The organism is Streptomyces sp. NBC_01775, from assembly GCF_035917675.1.
Classification (GTDB): domain Bacteria; phylum Actinomycetota; class Actinomycetes; order Streptomycetales; family Streptomycetaceae; genus Streptomyces.
In genome coordinates, this window is record NZ_CP109104.1 from 5,952,410 (window position 1) to 5,966,948 (window position 14,539).

Genomic DNA, 14,539 nt, shown 5'->3' on the forward strand with positions numbered 1-14,539 from the left:
CCGGGGGCACCGGCTCCGCACGGGCCGGACGCCTCAGCCCAGCGGGACCGCGTGCCGCGCAAGGTGGGACAGGACCGACTGGTGGGCCTCCCAGCCGTCCGGGGCCCTGGACACGGCGCCGAGCTGGACGGGCTCCGTCGCCGGATGGTCGTCCAGCAGCTCGGCGACGCCCGCCCTGCACACCACCACGCACGCGTGCCGGTGCCGGGAGGCCAGCACGCACAGGCGGCCCGTCTCCAGGTGGAACTCCGTCGCGTCGGGCCGGCCCGACAGCGGGTGGAGGATCACCGTCACATCGAACTCCCGCCCCTGGAGGCGGTTCGCCGTGTCGACGGTGACGGCCGCCGCGCCCCCCGGACCCGCCGGGCCGTCGGGCCCCGTGCCGTCGCCGTCGGGCCCCGTGCCGTCGCCTCGGGACGTCCCGGCCAGCTCGGCCAGTGCCGCGCGTACCGCCGCGGCCTGGTCGCGGTGCGCGGTGCCCACCGCGATCCGCGCGGCCGTCAGCGGCACCCCGGGCGATCCCACGGAGCCGGTGTCCCGCTCGCTGTGTGCCACCCCGCCGCGCTCCAGCATCCGGTGCACCAGCCGGGCGACGGCGGCGACCGCCTCCGGGTCCGTACGGGGCGTGCGCGCGGCGGGCAGCTCCAGCAGGCCCCAGCCCTCCCGCGCCGCCTCGTCCAGCACCTCGTCCAGGGGCGAGCCGTCGGGCGGCCCTGTGAAGGCGAGCCGCCGGTCGCCGGGCCCGGTGCCGCTGCGGAAGGGGGTGTACGGGTAGAACGCGTCGGACACCAGCGGCGCCGCCGAGGCGGGCAGCCGCCAGGAGACCGGCAGCCGGTGCTGGGGCAGGCCCGGGTTGTGCCCCAGCAGCGTGCTGACCGCGCTGGCCGACGGGTCGTGCGCGTGGCCCGCCCACTGGTCGGCGCCGACCTGGCTGAAGGGGTCCAGCTGCCCCGGGTCGCCCACGAACAACGCCCGCTCGAAGAGGCCCGCGACGGCCAGCAGCGCGTCCGAGCGCATTTGGTACGCCTCGTCCACGATGGCGTGCCGCCAGGGCTCCTCGGGCTTCACCCACGCCCACTTCGCCGCCGTGGACACGACGATGTCCAGCCCCGCGAGATCGGCGGGCTTCGCCGAGGTCCGCACGGCCGGATGGCGGTCGAGCACGGGGTCGTAGGGCCTCGGCTCGCTGCTGTGCAGCCGGCCGACGGGCAACTCGGGGTCGGCCGTCGCCAGCCGGTCCACCAGGTCGTCGACCTGCGCGTTCGTCTGGGCGATCACCATGAGCGGGTGCCCGGCGGCGGCCAGCTCACGGGCCGCGCGCACCACGAGCGTGGACTTCCCCGCGCCCGGCGGGGAGTCCACGACGACGCCCCGGTGCTGCCCCTCCAGCGCGTCGGCCAAGATCGCCTCGGTGGCACGGGCCGCGGCCTGACCGGGGGGCTCCCCCGGGAGGGTGGCTTCCGCCCCGGAGACGTGAGCGGGTGCGGTCACAGCAGGTCCTCCTGGGTCAGCGGGTCGGGCTCCTCGGCGGCCGGCTCGCCCGGCGGCCCGCCGTGCGTCCACGGGGTCTCCTCGGGCTCGGGCAGCCCCGGGCCCCCGCGCGGCGCGTGCTCGAACAGGGTCCAGCACACCGTCTCGCCCGGCTCCGGCACCGTCCCCGGCGCGGGCTCCTTGCCGCGCCCCATGCCGCTGAGCAGCCGCAGCGTGAAGACGCCCGGCTCGGGCGACTCCACCAGCTCGGCCCGCTGCTGGCCGCCCTCGGGCAGCGCCCGGTGCAGCTTGTCTCCCCCGGCCTCCGGCAGGGCAGGCCCCCCGCCCGTCAGCAGCGGCACGTCGCTCGTCCGTACGGTCACCAGCGGGCGGGGCGTGGGCCGCTTGCCCTCCGAATACGCCCTCTCCACGCCCGTCACCTCCGACTGGAACGCCTCGCCCGCCAGCCTCCGCACGGCCATGACCAGCGGGTCGTCCAGGGCCTCCTGCGCCGCCAGCTCGGCTTGCCGCTGCTCGCGCATGGCGAGCTTGCGCGCGGCGGTGACGGCGTCGTCCGTGCGCGGCTGCGGGGGCTCGCCCGAGCGCAGCCTGTCCCTGTGGTGGGTGTAGGACTGCCGGTCACGGCGCCACCTGTCGGGCACGTGCCCGGCCTCCGGCAGCGCGCGCAGCAGGTCGACGCCGTGCCACATCGCCTCCCAGGTGGGCCGCAGCTGGGAGGCGATCAGCTCGCGCACCTCCGCCTCGGCGCCGGGAACGCCCTTGTCATAGCGGGCGATGGCCGGGGCCAGCAGCCTGTTGTCGAACGCCGGGTCGGTGGCGGGCCCGGCCGGGGGCACCAGCAGCTGGCCCCGCTCGTCCCTGCCCAGCTCGGCACGGAGCGCCGCGTCGGCCCCGCTCCCGCCCTCCGGCGGCGCGATCCAGGCCAGCAGCGCGCCCAGGTGCTGGTCCTCCAGATTGCTCTGGCCCGTCGCCCAGTGCCGGGTCAGCAGCCCGGTCATCGGCAGCAGCAGCGAGGACCCGGGCACCCGGGCCCGTTCGGCGTAGTGCGTCAGCCAGCGCCCGAGCAGCGGCACCCGGGCCGGCGCCGGATACGAGGCCTGCGGGTCCTCCTCGGCGGTGCGCCGGAACCGCATCGAGCGACCGAGCAGCCGTACGAACGAGACACCGGGCGCCGAGGGCACCAGGATCTGCGGCGCGTCCGCGCACAGCTCCGCCTCGACGGTGACCCGCTTGCCCGTCTCCGGATCGGTCTCCTTGCGCTCGATCAGCTCCACCTCGTCCTGGCACGACTCCAGGTGCGGCAGCAGCGCCTCCGCGAGCCGCGCCAAGAACGTGAACCGCAGATCGCGGTCGCGGGGCTGCGGAATGGTCAACAGCTCCGGCGCCTCCCGCTCGGTCCCGACCAACGCCCCCAGCGGCGCCCCGGTCTCACCGGCGGTCGTCAGCGGCACCAGCACGAGGGGCCGCGCGGCCAGCTGCCGATGCCGCACGGTGGCCAGCGGCGTAGCCCGCCCCGAGGCCACCGCCTCCATCCGCGCCAACGCGCTGATCAACGACATGAGCGCCTCCCGACTGCCGTCGCGGCGTCAGCGGTCCGGGCGGGTTCGGCGGCCGGCGCGGCTTGCGCGTCCCGCGCGGTTTCGGGGCCTGGTGTCGCGACCGGCGGGGTCCCGGACCCGTGTGAGGTTTCCGCGTCCGGGACCGCCGCGGTGTCCCGAGCCCCTTCCGCCGCCGTCCAGGCGGCCTCCGCCTCCCGTGCCGCCGCCTCGCGGAGGGCCTCCGCCCGCAATGCCGCCGCTCTGCGGAGGGCAGCGGCGGCGGGGTCGGGGGTGGCTTCGGGGGCGGGGGCTGTGGCGGCGGTCAGGACCTGGGTGACTGTGGTCAGGCCGCCCAGCTCGCCGCGGACCGAGCGGCCCAGGGCCGTCACCGCGCCGTCGCTCTTGGCGCGCTCGCGGCAGTGGAAGGCCAGCTCGCAGGTGGACAGGCATTCGGGCGCGTAGGCGGCGGGCACCGACTCGACGGCCGCTGTCAGGGCGTGGGGGTCCTGCGTCGGGGCGAAATGGACGCCCTCGGGGAGCGCGGCGGCGATCTCCTCCACGCGGGTCAGCCGGGCGAGCTGGCGGCGGGTGGCGGCGATCTGTTTGCGCAGGTCCAGCAGGCCGGCGGCCGGGTTGTTGGTGAAGTCCTTCGGGCACACCAGCAGGGCCCGCTCCCGTACGGCCGTGAGGCCCTCGACCCCCTGGAGCGCCAGCGCGTACACCGCCGCCTGGCGGGCCGCGGCGCCCGTCTTGGCCGGGTCGGCCGAACCGTCCAGGATCGGGAAGGACTTGATCTCGATGACACTCACCCGCCCGTCGGGGTGGACGGCCAGCGCGTCCGGCTCCAGATAGGCGGTGGTGCCGGCGACCTCCAGCGTGAGCAGCGGGTGGTCCAGCAGCGCCCAGCCGCCGCTCGCCGCCGCCTCGGCCAGCGCGAGCCGGGTGCGTGCCGCGCGCCCGGCCGGGCCGTCGGCGGCCAGGTCGGGCGTGGCGACCTCGGCGGGGTCGGGACGGGCTTGTCCCGTGTGCTCGCACAGCAGCGCGAGCAGTGCCTCGCCGCCGTCGGCCTTCACCCGCGCCTCGAAGGCGTTGCCCCGGATGAAGGCGAACTGCGACTGGCCGAAGGGCGCGGGGGAGCCCAGCGCCTGGGCCACGGCGCCTTTGTCCACCCCGGCGCCGTCGAGCAGGGCGCGGCGGCGGCAGCCGGGGTTGGCCGCGAGGGCCGCCAGAGCGCGGGCGTCCAGCGGGCGCTGTGGCACATCGGGCCCGCCCCGCAGCTCGGCGAGCCGCTGGTGCGGGGTGGGTGTCGCCTGCCGTGGCAGGTCCGGCGTCGCGGTGCCCGCCGGGTGCTGCGCGGGGTGCGGGGAGGGAGTCATCGGCTGTGGCCTCGGGGCAGGGGTGTGGTACCCGCGGAAGTCTGGCATCCCCCGCTGACAACGACCTTCCCCGGCTGCCCTGTTCGCCCCGGGCGCGCCGCCCGCACGGCCGTACGGGCATGCCCCGCGCGGCCATACGGACACCTCGCGCGGCCGTACGGCTCCCCCCGGCGCCCCGCTAGCGGCCCCGGCCGAGGTCCCCCGGCAGGCTGCTCCTGTGGACCCTGCGCGAAGATGGAGGGAGCGGTTCCGGAGGAGCCGGAACGTCAGATTCGAGAGGTTCCCATGTCAGCGCGCATCCTGCTGGTCCGGCACGGTCAGACCGAGTGGTCGGTCTCCGGCCAGCACACAGGCCGGACGGACGTTCCGCTGCTCGACGAGGGCCGCAGGACGGCGAAGCTGCTGGGCGAGCGGCTGCACCGCGCGCCCTGGAACGGCCTGCCGGGCGTCGAGGTGCGTACCAGCCCGCTGTCCCGGGCGCGCGAGACCTGCGAGCTGGCCGGCTTCGGCGGCGCCGCCGAGTGGGACCCGCTGATGGAGTGGGACTACGGCGACTACGAGGGCCTGGCCCCCGACGCGATCCGCGAGCGGGCGGGCGAGGACTGGTTCATCTGGCGGGACGGCGTCCCGGGCGGCGAGAAGCTCGCGCAGGTCGCCGAGCGTGCCGACGAGGTCGTCGACTGGGCCCGCTCGGCCGACCGCGATGTGCTGGTCTTCGCACACGGCCACATCCTGCGGGTCCTGGGCGCCCGCTGGCTGGGCTACGACCCGTCCTTCGCCGCCCGCCTGCGCCTGGACCCGGCGTCCCTCTCGATCCTGGGCTGGGCCTACGGACAGCCCGCCGTCGACCGCTGGAACGACACCGGCCACCTGGACTGACGGGCCGCATCAGCCCGCACACCCGCACACCGGCGCGCCCGCACACCGGCGCGCCCGCACACCCGCACACCCGCGCGCCCGTCGTGGCCGCCGTCAGGCCGTGGCCGCGCGCCCGCGCGTGCTCACCGTCAGGCCGTGGCCGCGTGCCGGGCGAGGAAGCCGGCGACGGCGGGCTCCCTGCGGAAGGAGCGCAGCCGCCCGGCGGCCGTCTCCAGCATCGCGCTGATCCGGGTGGACTGGACGGGGCCGAGGAAGTCCAGCGCGCGCGAGCCCGCCGCCGCCGCCTCCTCCGCCTGCCCCTGCGCGGCCAGGTCGCCTGCCAGCTCCGCGGTGAACAGCGCCCGGTTCCGCGTGAAGTGCGGGTTCTGGAGGGCGACGGCGCGCTGGGCGTGCTCGGCGGCGCGTTCCCACAGCCCGAGCGCCGACCAGCACTGGGCCTCCAGGCCCTCCAGCTCGGCCTCCCCGAAGAAGCTCATCCACTCCGGATCGGAGTCGCTGGGGCCCTGCGCGAACAGGTGCTGCGCGCGGGCCAGGGCCTGCTGGCAGCCCGGCCGGTCGCCGAGGCCCGCCCAGCCGCCGGCCTCGCGCAGCGCGAGCAGCGACAACAGATGGTGTGAGCCCAGTTGTTTGGCGGCCTGCTGGCCCGCCTGGGCCGCGCGTACGGCCTCGCGGGGGCGCCCGGCGTCGCGGGCGAGGAAGGCCGTGTTGCAGAAGGCGTGTGCCTCCAGCGCCGCGTCCCCCGCGACGCGTGCGGTGGCCAGCGCCTCGGCGTAGTGCGAGCGCGCGTCGTGGTAGCGGCCGGAGTCGTGGGCCAGCCAGCCGACGGAGATGGCGAGTTCGCCCGCGCCCGAGTGCAACCGGTCGCTGACCGACTGGCGACGGGTTCCCGCGTCCAGCAGTTCGTAGGCGGCGCGCAGCGACTCCCCGGCGCGCCGGTAGAGCCCGGCGCCGCCGTGCCGGTCATCCAGCACCCGGATCTGGCGTACGGCGCTCTCGACCGCGCGGGCTTCGGCGTCCCCGGCCTGGGGGGAGGCCGGGCGGGGGGGCCGGCGCGCGGCGGCGGAGGCGGCGGAAGCGGACCCGGGGGCGGCGCCGCTGAGGGACGCTGCGGCAAGGGCGGCGGGCCCGCCGGTCATGAACGCGCGACGTAGCACGTCGCTCTCCTCGTTGTTCTCGGGACAGTTCGCGAATTCGATGGGATCGAGGCTGTCGGAATGGTCGGTGTGCGGGGCGAGTGCGGCGAGCCGGGTCAGCGCGTCGAACTCGTCGAAGGCGGGCGGGTCGTGGGGAGTGGGGGGAACGGGGCCGGGGGGGAGCGGCACCGGAGGCGGGAAGGTGAACGGGGCCCGGACGTCGGGACGTGCGGGCGGTTCCTGCCGGACACGGGGAATCATGGATTCCCCACAGCGCACTGTGGGTTGTCTGGGCGCTTCCGCCGCGCCGCGCGCCCCGCGAACGCGCGCCGCACGACCACGGACGGACTCCCGGGGTGCGAAGCCCATATCCATGAGCGAGTAGCCCGGGAACATGTGCAGAAACACCCGTTCATAGGCGTAGTTGGGGCACCTGATCTCACCCGACTCGACGCGCCCGATGTAGCGCGCGTCGCAGGAGACCTGTTCGCCGATCTCCCGCGCCGAACGGCGCACGGCGGCGGCGAATTCGCCGGGTGAGAGAAGCCCTCTGAGCGCTCTGAAAGCGGTGTTCGGGCTGTGCTGCGGACTTGGTGACGTTGAGGCTGACGACGCCATGGCCGAAACGTACAGCCTGTGACGGGTCCAACACCCTGGGTTTGGCTACAAACGGGATATCTCACCCCGCTTCTGCCATGAAACGCCATTCATCGCGCTGGTATGCCGCCGTAGCCGTTGACAGGTACAGGCGTTGGTCCGTGCACAGCGACCGTGGAGGAGGGGTCCCCTTGTTGGACACTGGTGCAGGCGTCGGCGCCCATGCCGGGCCCTGCGACCTCGTGACCGTGCCGGCCCGGCACGGCCTGGAGGCAGTCGACATCCTCAGACTGCGCGACGGCGTCGGCCCCGTGCTGCACGACCGCGCGAGCGACACCCTCGGCTTCCTCGTCCCGCCCGGCACGGCCGCCTGCTGGGACCTGCCGGGCAGCGCGTGTACGCAGACCTCCGCGCACTCCTCCCGCTCCGCCCCGGCCGATCCGCCCGTCGCGGGCACCGGCTGGCTGGTGCCGCCCGAGGGTGCCGTCGCACACGCCACCGAGCCCGCCGAACTGCGCGCGGCGCTCGGCGAGGCGGCCCGCACCATCGAGGCCGCGGGCCGCCACGTTTAGACCTCGCGGTCTGCCGCCCGGTGTCGCCTCGACCGGGGGTGCCCCTACGGGAGTGGCGCTCCGACCGGGAGTGGTGAGGGCCGGTTCGGCGCCGCCGGGCTGCGGTACCGGGCCTCGCGCCGTTGCGGCGGGAAGAGACCCGAAGCGCGGGAACACTCGCGCTGGCGGATACTGGCCGGGTGGCACGGGACGGGAAGCGGCGGGGCGCGCGCAAGAACAGGGAGCCGGTGACCGCCGAGGTCGCCGGCGGTACGGCGTCCATGGTCCCCGACCCCGACCGGCCGCGCGGCTGGACGCTGCTGCTGGACGGGGCGCCCCAGTCCCACGTAGACCTCGACGACCCCGCGCACCTCGGCTTCGAGTACCAGCGCAGATTCGGCCACATCGCCGACCTTCTCGCTTCGCCGGGGCAGCCCGTGCGGGTGCTGCACCTGGGCGGCGGTGCCCTCACCCTGGCCCGCTACATCGCCGCCAGCCGCCCCCGCTCCACCCAGCAGGCCGTCGAGGCCGACGCGGCGCTGACCCAACTGGTGCGTACCGAGCTGCCGTTGGAGCGGAACTGGCGGATACGGGTCAGAAGCGGTGACGCCCGCGAGGCGCTGGTGAAGCTGCCCGACGGGTGGGCCGACCTCGTCGTCGCGGACGTGTTCAGCGGCGCCCGTACCCCCGCGCATCTGACCAGCGCCGAATTCCTCACCGAGGTGCGCCGGGTGCTGCGGCCCGCCGGGTGGTACGCGGCCAACGTCGCGGACGGCCCGCCGCTGCGCCATCTGCGGGCCCAGGTCGCCACCGCGGCGTCCGTCTTCGCCGCGTGCTGTGTGCTCGCGGACCCCGCCGTGCTGCGCGGGCGGCGGTTCGGCAACAGCGTCCTGCTCGCCGCCGACGGGGAGTTGCCGGTGGACGAGCTCACCCGGCGCACCGCCGGGGACTCCCACCCGGGGCGGGTGGAGGCGGGGCGCTCCCTGGAGGCGTTCACGGGTGGCGCCCGGCCGGTGACCGACGCGTCGGCCGAGGCGTCCCCGCACCCTCCGGAGGGCACGTTCGGATAGGGCGAGCCGGACAGGGCGACCGGGACAGGGCGACCGGGCGGGGCGAGCCCGAGGGGCTCAGCCGTTGTACGTCTCGATACGGGGGTTCGAGTCCTCCCAGCGGCAGAAGACCGACCAGGTGGAATCCCCGTTGGTGAAGGTCACCCGGATCCAGTGGGAGTCGTTCCAGACCCGCATGTCCCAGCCCGGGTCGGGCGTCGCGGACACCAGTGTCGCCGAGTCGCTGCCCATGTCGAAGACCGCTCTGCCGCCCGGCACCGTCGTGCCCTTCACCGTGCCTGTCGAGGCTGTGGAGGGCGGGGGCGCGGGGCGCGTGGGGGACTTGGAGGGCCTGGGCCCGTCCGTTTCCTTGCCCGGTTTCCTGGTGGTGCGGGAGGGGCTGGGCGAGGGGGAGCGCGGCCGGGGGCGGTGCGTGGAGGAGGACTGCGGGTCGGCGCGATGGGTGGGCGCGTCGGAGACGGGCAGCGCGCGCGGCGGGTCGTAGGAGGTGCCGGACAGCACCGTGTGCACGCCGAACCAGGAGATCGCGACGGCGGCGCCGGTGGCCAGCGTCCACGCTCCAGCGTGTACCCAGCGCGGGCGCAGGAGTCGTCGGAGGCGGTGCATGCCCCGCAGCCTAGGTCCTGTCGTCGCAGTCGCGTTGTCGCCCGGACGGCGTCGCGGAGCAGGCGGAAATGTGACGACAGGACCTGGATCCCATGGGATGACGTACGGTGCCGCCCATGGCAAGTGTGCTCGTCGTCGAGGACGACCAGTTCGTGCGGTCAGCGCTCATCCGGCACCTCACCGAAGCCGCCCACACCGTCCGCAGTGTGGGAACGGCTCTTGAGGCGCTGCGGGAGGTCGCGCAGGTCGGCTTCGACGTCGTCATCCTCGACCTCGGGCTGCCGGATCTGGACGGCGCGGAGGCGCTGAAGATGCTCCGCGGGATCACCGACGTCCCCGTGATCATCGCCACCGCGCGGGACGACGAGACGGAGATCGTCCGGCTGCTCAACGCGGGCGCCGACGACTACTTGGTCAAGCCCTTCTCCGTGGCGCACCTCTCGGCCCGGATGGCGGCCGTGCTGCGCCGGACGCGGAGCGCGGAGCCCGGCGAGGGCGGGGGTGACCGGGTTCTGCGGGTCGGCGGGCTCGCCATCGACCCGCTGCGCCGCCAGGCCGAGTTGGACGGGGTGCTGCTGGATCTGACGCGCAGGGAGTTCGACCTGCTGGCCTTCCTCGCGCGCCGCCCCGGCGTCGTCGTCCCGCGCAGGGAACTGCTGGCCGAGGTGTGGCAGCAGTCGTACGGGGACGACCAGACCATCGACGTTCATTTGTCATGGCTGCGGCGGAAATTAGGCGAAACCGCCGCCAGCCCGCGCTATCTGCACACCCTGCGCGGCGTCGGGGTCAAGCTGGAGCCGCCGCGGCAGGACGGTGGGCGCCGATGAGAGGCGGCTCCCCGAGAGGCGGCTCCCGATGAGAGGCGGGACTCGATGAGATGGGCGCTGGTGAAGGTCTGTCTCGCCGTGACGGTGATGGTGGTCGTGGCCTTCGCCATTCCGCTGGCGCTGGTCGTCAAGGAGACCGCGCGCGACCGGGCGTTCGCCAACGCCGAGCGGCAGGCCTCCGCCATCGGCCCGGCCCTCGCGATCACCACCGACCGGCGCGAACTCCAGCGCGCCGTCGCCATCACCCAGGCCGGTGCCCACGGCAGGGTCGCCGTCCATGTGCCCGCCACCCGGGGTGAGGACCGGCGCGGCAAGGGCCACGACGAGCTGCGCGTGGGCCGCTCCCGCGCGCCCCACGAGCGCCTGACGACCGCACAACGGCGCGGCCGGGCCTCGACCGTGAGCGTGGAGGGCGGCTTCGCGCTGCTGCGGCCGACGGCCGTGGCGGGCGGGAAGGTCGCGGTCGTGGAGATCTTCGTGCCCGACACGGAGGTCACCAACGGCGTCGGCACCTCCTGGGGGGTGCTCGCCGCCGTCGGGGTCGCGCTGATCGTCGGCTCCGTCGCGATCGCCGACCGGCTCGGCACCCGGATGGTGCGCCCGGCAGAACGGCTCGCCGGCGCCGCGCACGCCCTGGGCGAGGGCAAGCTGGGGGTGCGGGTGCCCGAGGAGGGGCCGACCGAACTGCGCTCGGCAGCCACCGCGTTCAACTCCATGGCCGACCAGGTCGTCCAGCTCCTGGCCAACGAGCGCGAGCTGGCGGCCGACCTCTCGCACCGGCTGCGCACCCCGCTGACCGTCCTCCGGCTCAACACCGCCTCGCTCGGCGACGGCGACGCCGCCGATCAGACGCGCGAGGCCGTCGCCCAGCTGGAGGGCGAGGTGGACACCATCATCCGCACCGCGCGCGAGCAGCGGGCCCAGTCGCCGGGCGCCACGGCCACCACCGCCTCGGACGCGGCCGAGGTGATACGGGAGCGGATGCGGTTCTGGTCCGCGCTCGCCGAGGACGAGGGGCGCGAGGCGCGGGTCGCGGGCGTCGAGCGCCCGGTACGGGTGCCCGTCGCGCGGGCCGAACTGGCCGCCGCCGTCGACGCGATGCTCGGCAACGTCTTCCGGCACACCCCCGAGGGCACCGCCTTCTCCGTCGACGTGCACAGCGGCGGCCCCGCCAGCCAGGCCGTCATCGTGCTGGTCTCCGACGCCGGGCCCGGCATCGGAGACCCGGCCACCGCGCTGCGCCGGGGCCACGGCGACGGCGGGCCCGGCTCCACGGGGCTCGGTCTGGACATCGTGCGCCGCGTCGCGGAGTCGACGGGAGGCGACGTACGGCTGGGGCGCTCGATCCTCGGCGGTACGGAGGTGCGGGTGTGGCTGGCCTTGCAGGATGGGACGCGTGAGCATGGCGGGGGCCGGGTGAGCCACCGCGTGCGACGGCGCGGCAAGCGCGTCTGAACGACCGCCGGAGGCTCCCGGGGAAGGTCCCGTGGGCGCCTGCGGGGGCCGCTGTCTCAGGGGGCCCTTTCCGCTCCCTTAAGAGACCCATAAGGACGCCAACGGCCGTCTGGATTAAGGGATTTGCCCGTTTCTCTGGCAGTAGCGTGCTGCTCGATCCCGTCCCCCCACAGATCGAGGCACCAAAGCCATGACGAACACAGCAGGCCACCGTCGTCGTACGAGCCGCGGCGCGAAGCTGACCATGGGCGCGGCGGCGACGGCCCTCGTAGCAGGTGGCGGCTTCCTGCTCGCGGGCAACGCCACAGCGGGTGAGGAGGCCGCCCCCAAGGCGCAGGGCACCCCCTTCGCCCCGTACGTCGACACCTCGCTCCAGCCCTCCTACGACCTGCTCAAGAGCTCCGAGAAGAGCGGGGTCAAGGAGTACAACCTGGCCTTCGTCACCAGCGGCGGCGGCTGCGCCCCCAAGTGGGGCGGCAACCAGGAGCTGTCGGAGAACCCCGTGGCGAAGCAGATCCCCGACCTGCGCGCCAAGGGCGGCGACGTACGGGTCTCCTTCGGCGGCGCCAACGGCTCCGAGCTCGGCCTGGTCTGCAACTCGGCCGACGAACTGGCCAAGGCGTACGGCAAGGTCATCGACACCTTCGACCTCAAGAAGATCGACCTGGACATCGAGGGCGCCGCGCTCCCCAACACCAAGGCGAACGAGATGCGGGCCCAGGCCATCGCCTCGCTCCAGAAGAGCCACGAGGGCCTGGACGTCTCGTACACCCTGCCGGTCATGCCCGAGGGCCTCACCCAGCCCGGCGTCGCCCTCCTGGAGAACGCCAAGAAGAACGGCGTCAACGTCTCGGCCGTCAACATCATGGCCATGGACTACGGCGCCTCCTACAACGGCGACATGGGCGAGTACGCCACCCAGGCCGCCACCGCCACCCACAAGCAGGTCCAGACCGCCCTCGGCCTCGACGAGGCCAAGGCGTGGAAGGCCCTGGCCATCACCCCGATGATCGGTGTCAACGACGTCGCGGTCGAGGTCTTCAAGCCGGACGACGCCAAGCAGGTCAAGGAGTTCGCCGACAAGAACGGCATGGGCTGGGTCTCCATGTGGTCCGGCACCCGCGACAAGGCGTGCCCCGGCGGCCCCAAGGACCAGGCCGACCCGACCTGTTCCAGCATCGAGCAGGGTGAGTTCGACTTCTCCAAGGCGTTCGTGGGCTGACCACGTTCGCCCCCGGCCGGATTCCTCCCTCCCCGTGCGGAATCCGGCCGGGCCGCCCGTCACAACTTCAGACATGACCTCCCCCAGTCCCTTCCCCAGGGACCTGACGGCCCGGCAGCAGCCACCGGTCCGTCCTCCCGGCCGGTGAGCACCCACCGGCCCGGCAGGCGGGGCGCGACGGACCTTCCACACCCCCCACACCCGTCGCGCCCCGCCTTCCCCGTCTCCCGGACCTGACCGTCTCCCGGACCTGACCGTTTCCCGGACCTGGCCGTCAGCCGTCAGCCCGCGTCCGGCAGCCTGCCGCCCGCCGCGACCCGCGCGTACCACAGCGCGCTCGCCTTGGGCGTACGGCGCTGGGTGGCGAAGTCCACGTGTACGGCTCCGAAGCGCCGGCTGTATCCGTACGCCCACTCGAAGTTGTCCAGCAGCGACCACAGAAAGTAGCCCCGCACATCGGCGCCCTGGGACATCGCCTTGTGCACGGCGGTGAAGTGCTGCCGCAGATAGGCGATCCGGCGCGGGTCGTGCACCAGACCGTCCGCACCGGGGACGTCCTCGTAGGCGGCGCCGTTCTCGGTGACGTACAGCGCCAGGTCCGGCGCCTCACGGTGGTGGCGCAGCAGCAGCTCCGTCAGGCCCTCCGGGTCGACGGTCCAGCCCATGGCCGTGCGCTCGCCCGCCGCCTGGTGGAAGGAGACGTGCTCGGAGCCGGGCCAGGGCGAGTGCTCGCTCGCACCGTGTCCGTCGTCCCGCACCGGCTGGGCCCCTTCGGCTTCCGGGTCGGGGCCGGAGACCAGCGCCGGGGTGTAGTAGTTGAGCCCGAGCGCGTCCAGGGGCTGGTGGATGGCGGCCAGATCGCCGTCGCGCACACAGCTCCAGTCGGTCAGGTGCGCGGTGTCGGCGAGCAGGTCCTCGTCGTAGACACCGTGCAGCATGGGCCCGCTGAAGACGCGGTTGGCCAGCGCGTCGATCCTGCGCGCCGCGTCCCGGTCGGCAGCCGAGTCCGAACGGGGCCGCACGGCCGCCGTGTTGAGGCTCACCATCAGCTGGGCCCCCGGCACCGCGGCGCGCACCGCCTGGGCCGCCAGACCGTGCCCGAGGTTGAGGTGGTGCGCCGCGTGCAGCGCTGCCACCGGATCCGTACGCCCCGGCGCGTGCACCCCCGAGCCGTAGCCGAGAAAGGCGCTGCACCACGGCTCGTTGAGGGTCGTCCACTGCTGCACACGGTCGCCCAGCGCCTCGGCCACCAGGTGCGCGTACTCCGCGAAGCGGTAGGCGGTCTCGCGCGCGGGCCAGCCGCCGCCCGGGCCCTGCTCCAGCGCTTGGGGCAGGTCCCAGTGGTAGAGGGTGAGGAACGGGGTGATGCCGTGCGAGAGCAGCTCGTCGGTCAGCGCGCGGTAGAAGTCCAGTCCGCGCTGGTCGGCCTTGCCGCGTCCGGAGGGCTGGACGCGCGGCCAGGAGACGGAGAAGCGGTAGGCGGTGAGGCCGAGCGCTCCCATGAGGGCCACGTCCTCGCGGAACCGGTGGTAGTGGTCGCACGCCAGGTCGCCGGTGTCGCCGCCGTGCACCTTGCCCGGTGTGTGGGCGAACGTGTCCCAGATCGAGGGCGTACGCCCGTCCTCGTCCGCGGCGCCCTCGACCTGGTACGCGGCGGTGGCCGTGCCCCACAGGAAGCCCCGCGGGAAGCGCACCTCGCCCGCTGGAGCCGTCACCCGGTCGGTGGCCCTGGCTTGGTCCTGAACTGTCATGGAACCGCTCCCAATTGTGTGCAGGAGGAAGGAAGGAGGAGAG

General features: G+C 74.5%; 12 protein-coding genes. 6 read left to right on the forward strand and 6 right to left on the reverse strand.

Annotation, left to right across the window (positions count from 1 at the left end):
* Nucleotides 1-33: 33 nt before the first annotated feature.
* From OHB04_RS26535 to OHB04_RS26545, 3 genes are read right to left on the reverse strand one after another with little or no spacing between them, the layout of a single operon-like run.
* Entirely contained in the window at nucleotides 34-1,491 is a 1,458-nt protein-coding gene (locus OHB04_RS26535) for an AAA domain-containing protein (RefSeq protein WP_326808451.1), read from the reverse strand.
* Nucleotides 1,488-3,050, reverse strand: a complete 1,563-nt coding sequence (locus tag OHB04_RS26540) for a hypothetical protein (protein ID WP_326690154.1) — start codon at nucleotides 3,048-3,050, stop codon at nucleotides 1,488-1,490. The genes OHB04_RS26535 and OHB04_RS26540 overlap by 4 nt, the downstream gene beginning before the upstream one ends.
* Nucleotides 3,041-4,405, reverse strand: coding sequence for a hypothetical protein (locus tag OHB04_RS26545; RefSeq protein ID WP_326808452.1), 1,365 nt, complete (start codon nucleotides 4,403-4,405; stop codon nucleotides 3,041-3,043). The genes OHB04_RS26540 and OHB04_RS26545 overlap by 10 nt, the downstream gene beginning before the upstream one ends.
* Nucleotides 4,406-4,690: 285 nt before the next feature.
* Here OHB04_RS26545 and OHB04_RS26550 point away from each other — a divergent pair, with 285 nt between their 5' ends.
* The gene (locus tag OHB04_RS26550) at nucleotides 4,691-5,284 is read left to right on the forward strand and encodes a histidine phosphatase family protein (protein ID WP_326808453.1); all 594 of its coding nucleotides are present in this window, start codon (nucleotides 4,691-4,693) and stop codon (nucleotides 5,282-5,284) included.
* Nucleotides 5,285-5,412: 128 nt separating this feature from the next.
* On the opposite strand, the gene OHB04_RS26555 is transcribed toward OHB04_RS26550, so the two are convergent.
* Nucleotides 5,413-7,035, reverse strand: coding sequence for a tetratricopeptide repeat protein (locus tag OHB04_RS26555; RefSeq protein WP_326690157.1), 1,623 nt, complete (start codon nucleotides 7,033-7,035; stop codon nucleotides 5,413-5,415).
* A gap of 77 nt (nucleotides 7,036-7,112) precedes the next feature.
* Here OHB04_RS26555 and OHB04_RS26560 point away from each other — a divergent pair, with 77 nt between their 5' ends.
* The gene (locus tag OHB04_RS26560; protein ID WP_405803793.1) at nucleotides 7,113-7,586 is read left to right on the forward strand and encodes a hypothetical protein; all 474 of its coding nucleotides are present in this window, start codon (nucleotides 7,113-7,115) and stop codon (nucleotides 7,584-7,586) included.
* A gap of 179 nt (nucleotides 7,587-7,765) precedes the next feature.
* Nucleotides 7,766-8,635 carry a spermidine synthase gene (locus OHB04_RS26565; protein ID WP_326690159.1) on the forward strand — a complete coding sequence of 290 codons (870 nt, stop codon included), beginning with the start codon at nucleotides 7,766-7,768 and terminating at the stop codon, nucleotides 8,633-8,635.
* 57 nt (nucleotides 8,636-8,692) lie between these two features.
* On the opposite strand, the gene OHB04_RS26570 is transcribed toward OHB04_RS26565, so the two are convergent.
* Entirely contained in the window at nucleotides 8,693-9,241 is a 549-nt protein-coding gene (locus OHB04_RS26570; RefSeq protein ID WP_326808454.1) for a hypothetical protein, read from the reverse strand.
* Between the two features lie 116 nt (nucleotides 9,242-9,357).
* Here OHB04_RS26570 and OHB04_RS26575 point away from each other — a divergent pair, with 116 nt between their 5' ends.
* From OHB04_RS26575 to OHB04_RS26585, 3 genes are all read left to right on the forward strand, one after another.
* Nucleotides 9,358-10,068 (forward strand): response regulator transcription factor, encoded by a 711-nt coding sequence (locus tag OHB04_RS26575; protein WP_326690161.1) that lies wholly within the window; start codon nucleotides 9,358-9,360, stop codon nucleotides 10,066-10,068.
* A gap of 45 nt (nucleotides 10,069-10,113) precedes the next feature.
* Nucleotides 10,114-11,523 carry a HAMP domain-containing sensor histidine kinase gene (locus tag OHB04_RS26580; protein ID WP_326690162.1) on the forward strand — a complete coding sequence of 470 codons (1,410 nt, stop codon included), beginning with the start codon at nucleotides 10,114-10,116 and terminating at the stop codon, nucleotides 11,521-11,523.
* Nucleotides 11,524-11,713: 190 nt separating this feature from the next.
* The gene (locus OHB04_RS26585; protein ID WP_326690163.1) at nucleotides 11,714-12,745 is read left to right on the forward strand and encodes a chitinase; all 1,032 of its coding nucleotides are present in this window, start codon (nucleotides 11,714-11,716) and stop codon (nucleotides 12,743-12,745) included.
* 281 nt (nucleotides 12,746-13,026) lie between these two features.
* Here OHB04_RS26585 and OHB04_RS26590 read toward each other — a convergent pair whose 3' ends face one another.
* The gene (locus OHB04_RS26590; protein WP_326690164.1) at nucleotides 13,027-14,496 is read right to left on the reverse strand and encodes a GH1 family beta-glucosidase; all 1,470 of its coding nucleotides are present in this window, start codon (nucleotides 14,494-14,496) and stop codon (nucleotides 13,027-13,029) included.
* Nucleotides 14,497-14,539: the final 43 nt, after the last annotated feature.

Bases quoted from the DNA above. Each gene is read 5' to 3' on its own strand.
- OHB04_RS26540 (WP_326690154.1), bottom strand. From the start codon at position 3,050: ATGTCGTTGATCAGCGCGTTGGCGCGGATGGAGGCGGTGGCCTCGGGG.
- OHB04_RS26545 (WP_326808452.1), bottom strand. From the start codon at position 4,405: ATGACTCCCTCCCCGCACCCCGCGCAGCACCCGGCGGGCACCGCGACG.
- OHB04_RS26550 (WP_326808453.1), top strand. From the start codon at position 4,691: ATGTCAGCGCGCATCCTGCTGGTCCGGCACGGTCAGACCGAGTGGTCG.
- OHB04_RS26555 (WP_326690157.1), bottom strand. From the start codon at position 7,035: ATGGCGTCGTCAGCCTCAACGTCACCAAGTCCGCAGCACAGCCCGAAC.
- OHB04_RS26560 (WP_405803793.1), top strand. From the start codon at position 7,113: ATGAAACGCCATTCATCGCGCTGGTATGCCGCCGTAGCCGTTGACAGG.
- OHB04_RS26570 (WP_326808454.1), bottom strand. From the start codon at position 9,241: ATGCACCGCCTCCGACGACTCCTGCGCCCGCGCTGGGTACACGCTGGA.
- OHB04_RS26575 (WP_326690161.1), top strand. From the start codon at position 9,358: ATGGCAAGTGTGCTCGTCGTCGAGGACGACCAGTTCGTGCGGTCAGCG.
- OHB04_RS26580 (WP_326690162.1), top strand. From the start codon at position 10,114: ATGAGATGGGCGCTGGTGAAGGTCTGTCTCGCCGTGACGGTGATGGTG.
- OHB04_RS26585 (WP_326690163.1), top strand. From the start codon at position 11,714: ATGACGAACACAGCAGGCCACCGTCGTCGTACGAGCCGCGGCGCGAAG.
- OHB04_RS26590 (WP_326690164.1), bottom strand. From the start codon at position 14,496: ATGACAGTTCAGGACCAAGCCAGGGCCACCGACCGGGTGACGGCTCCA.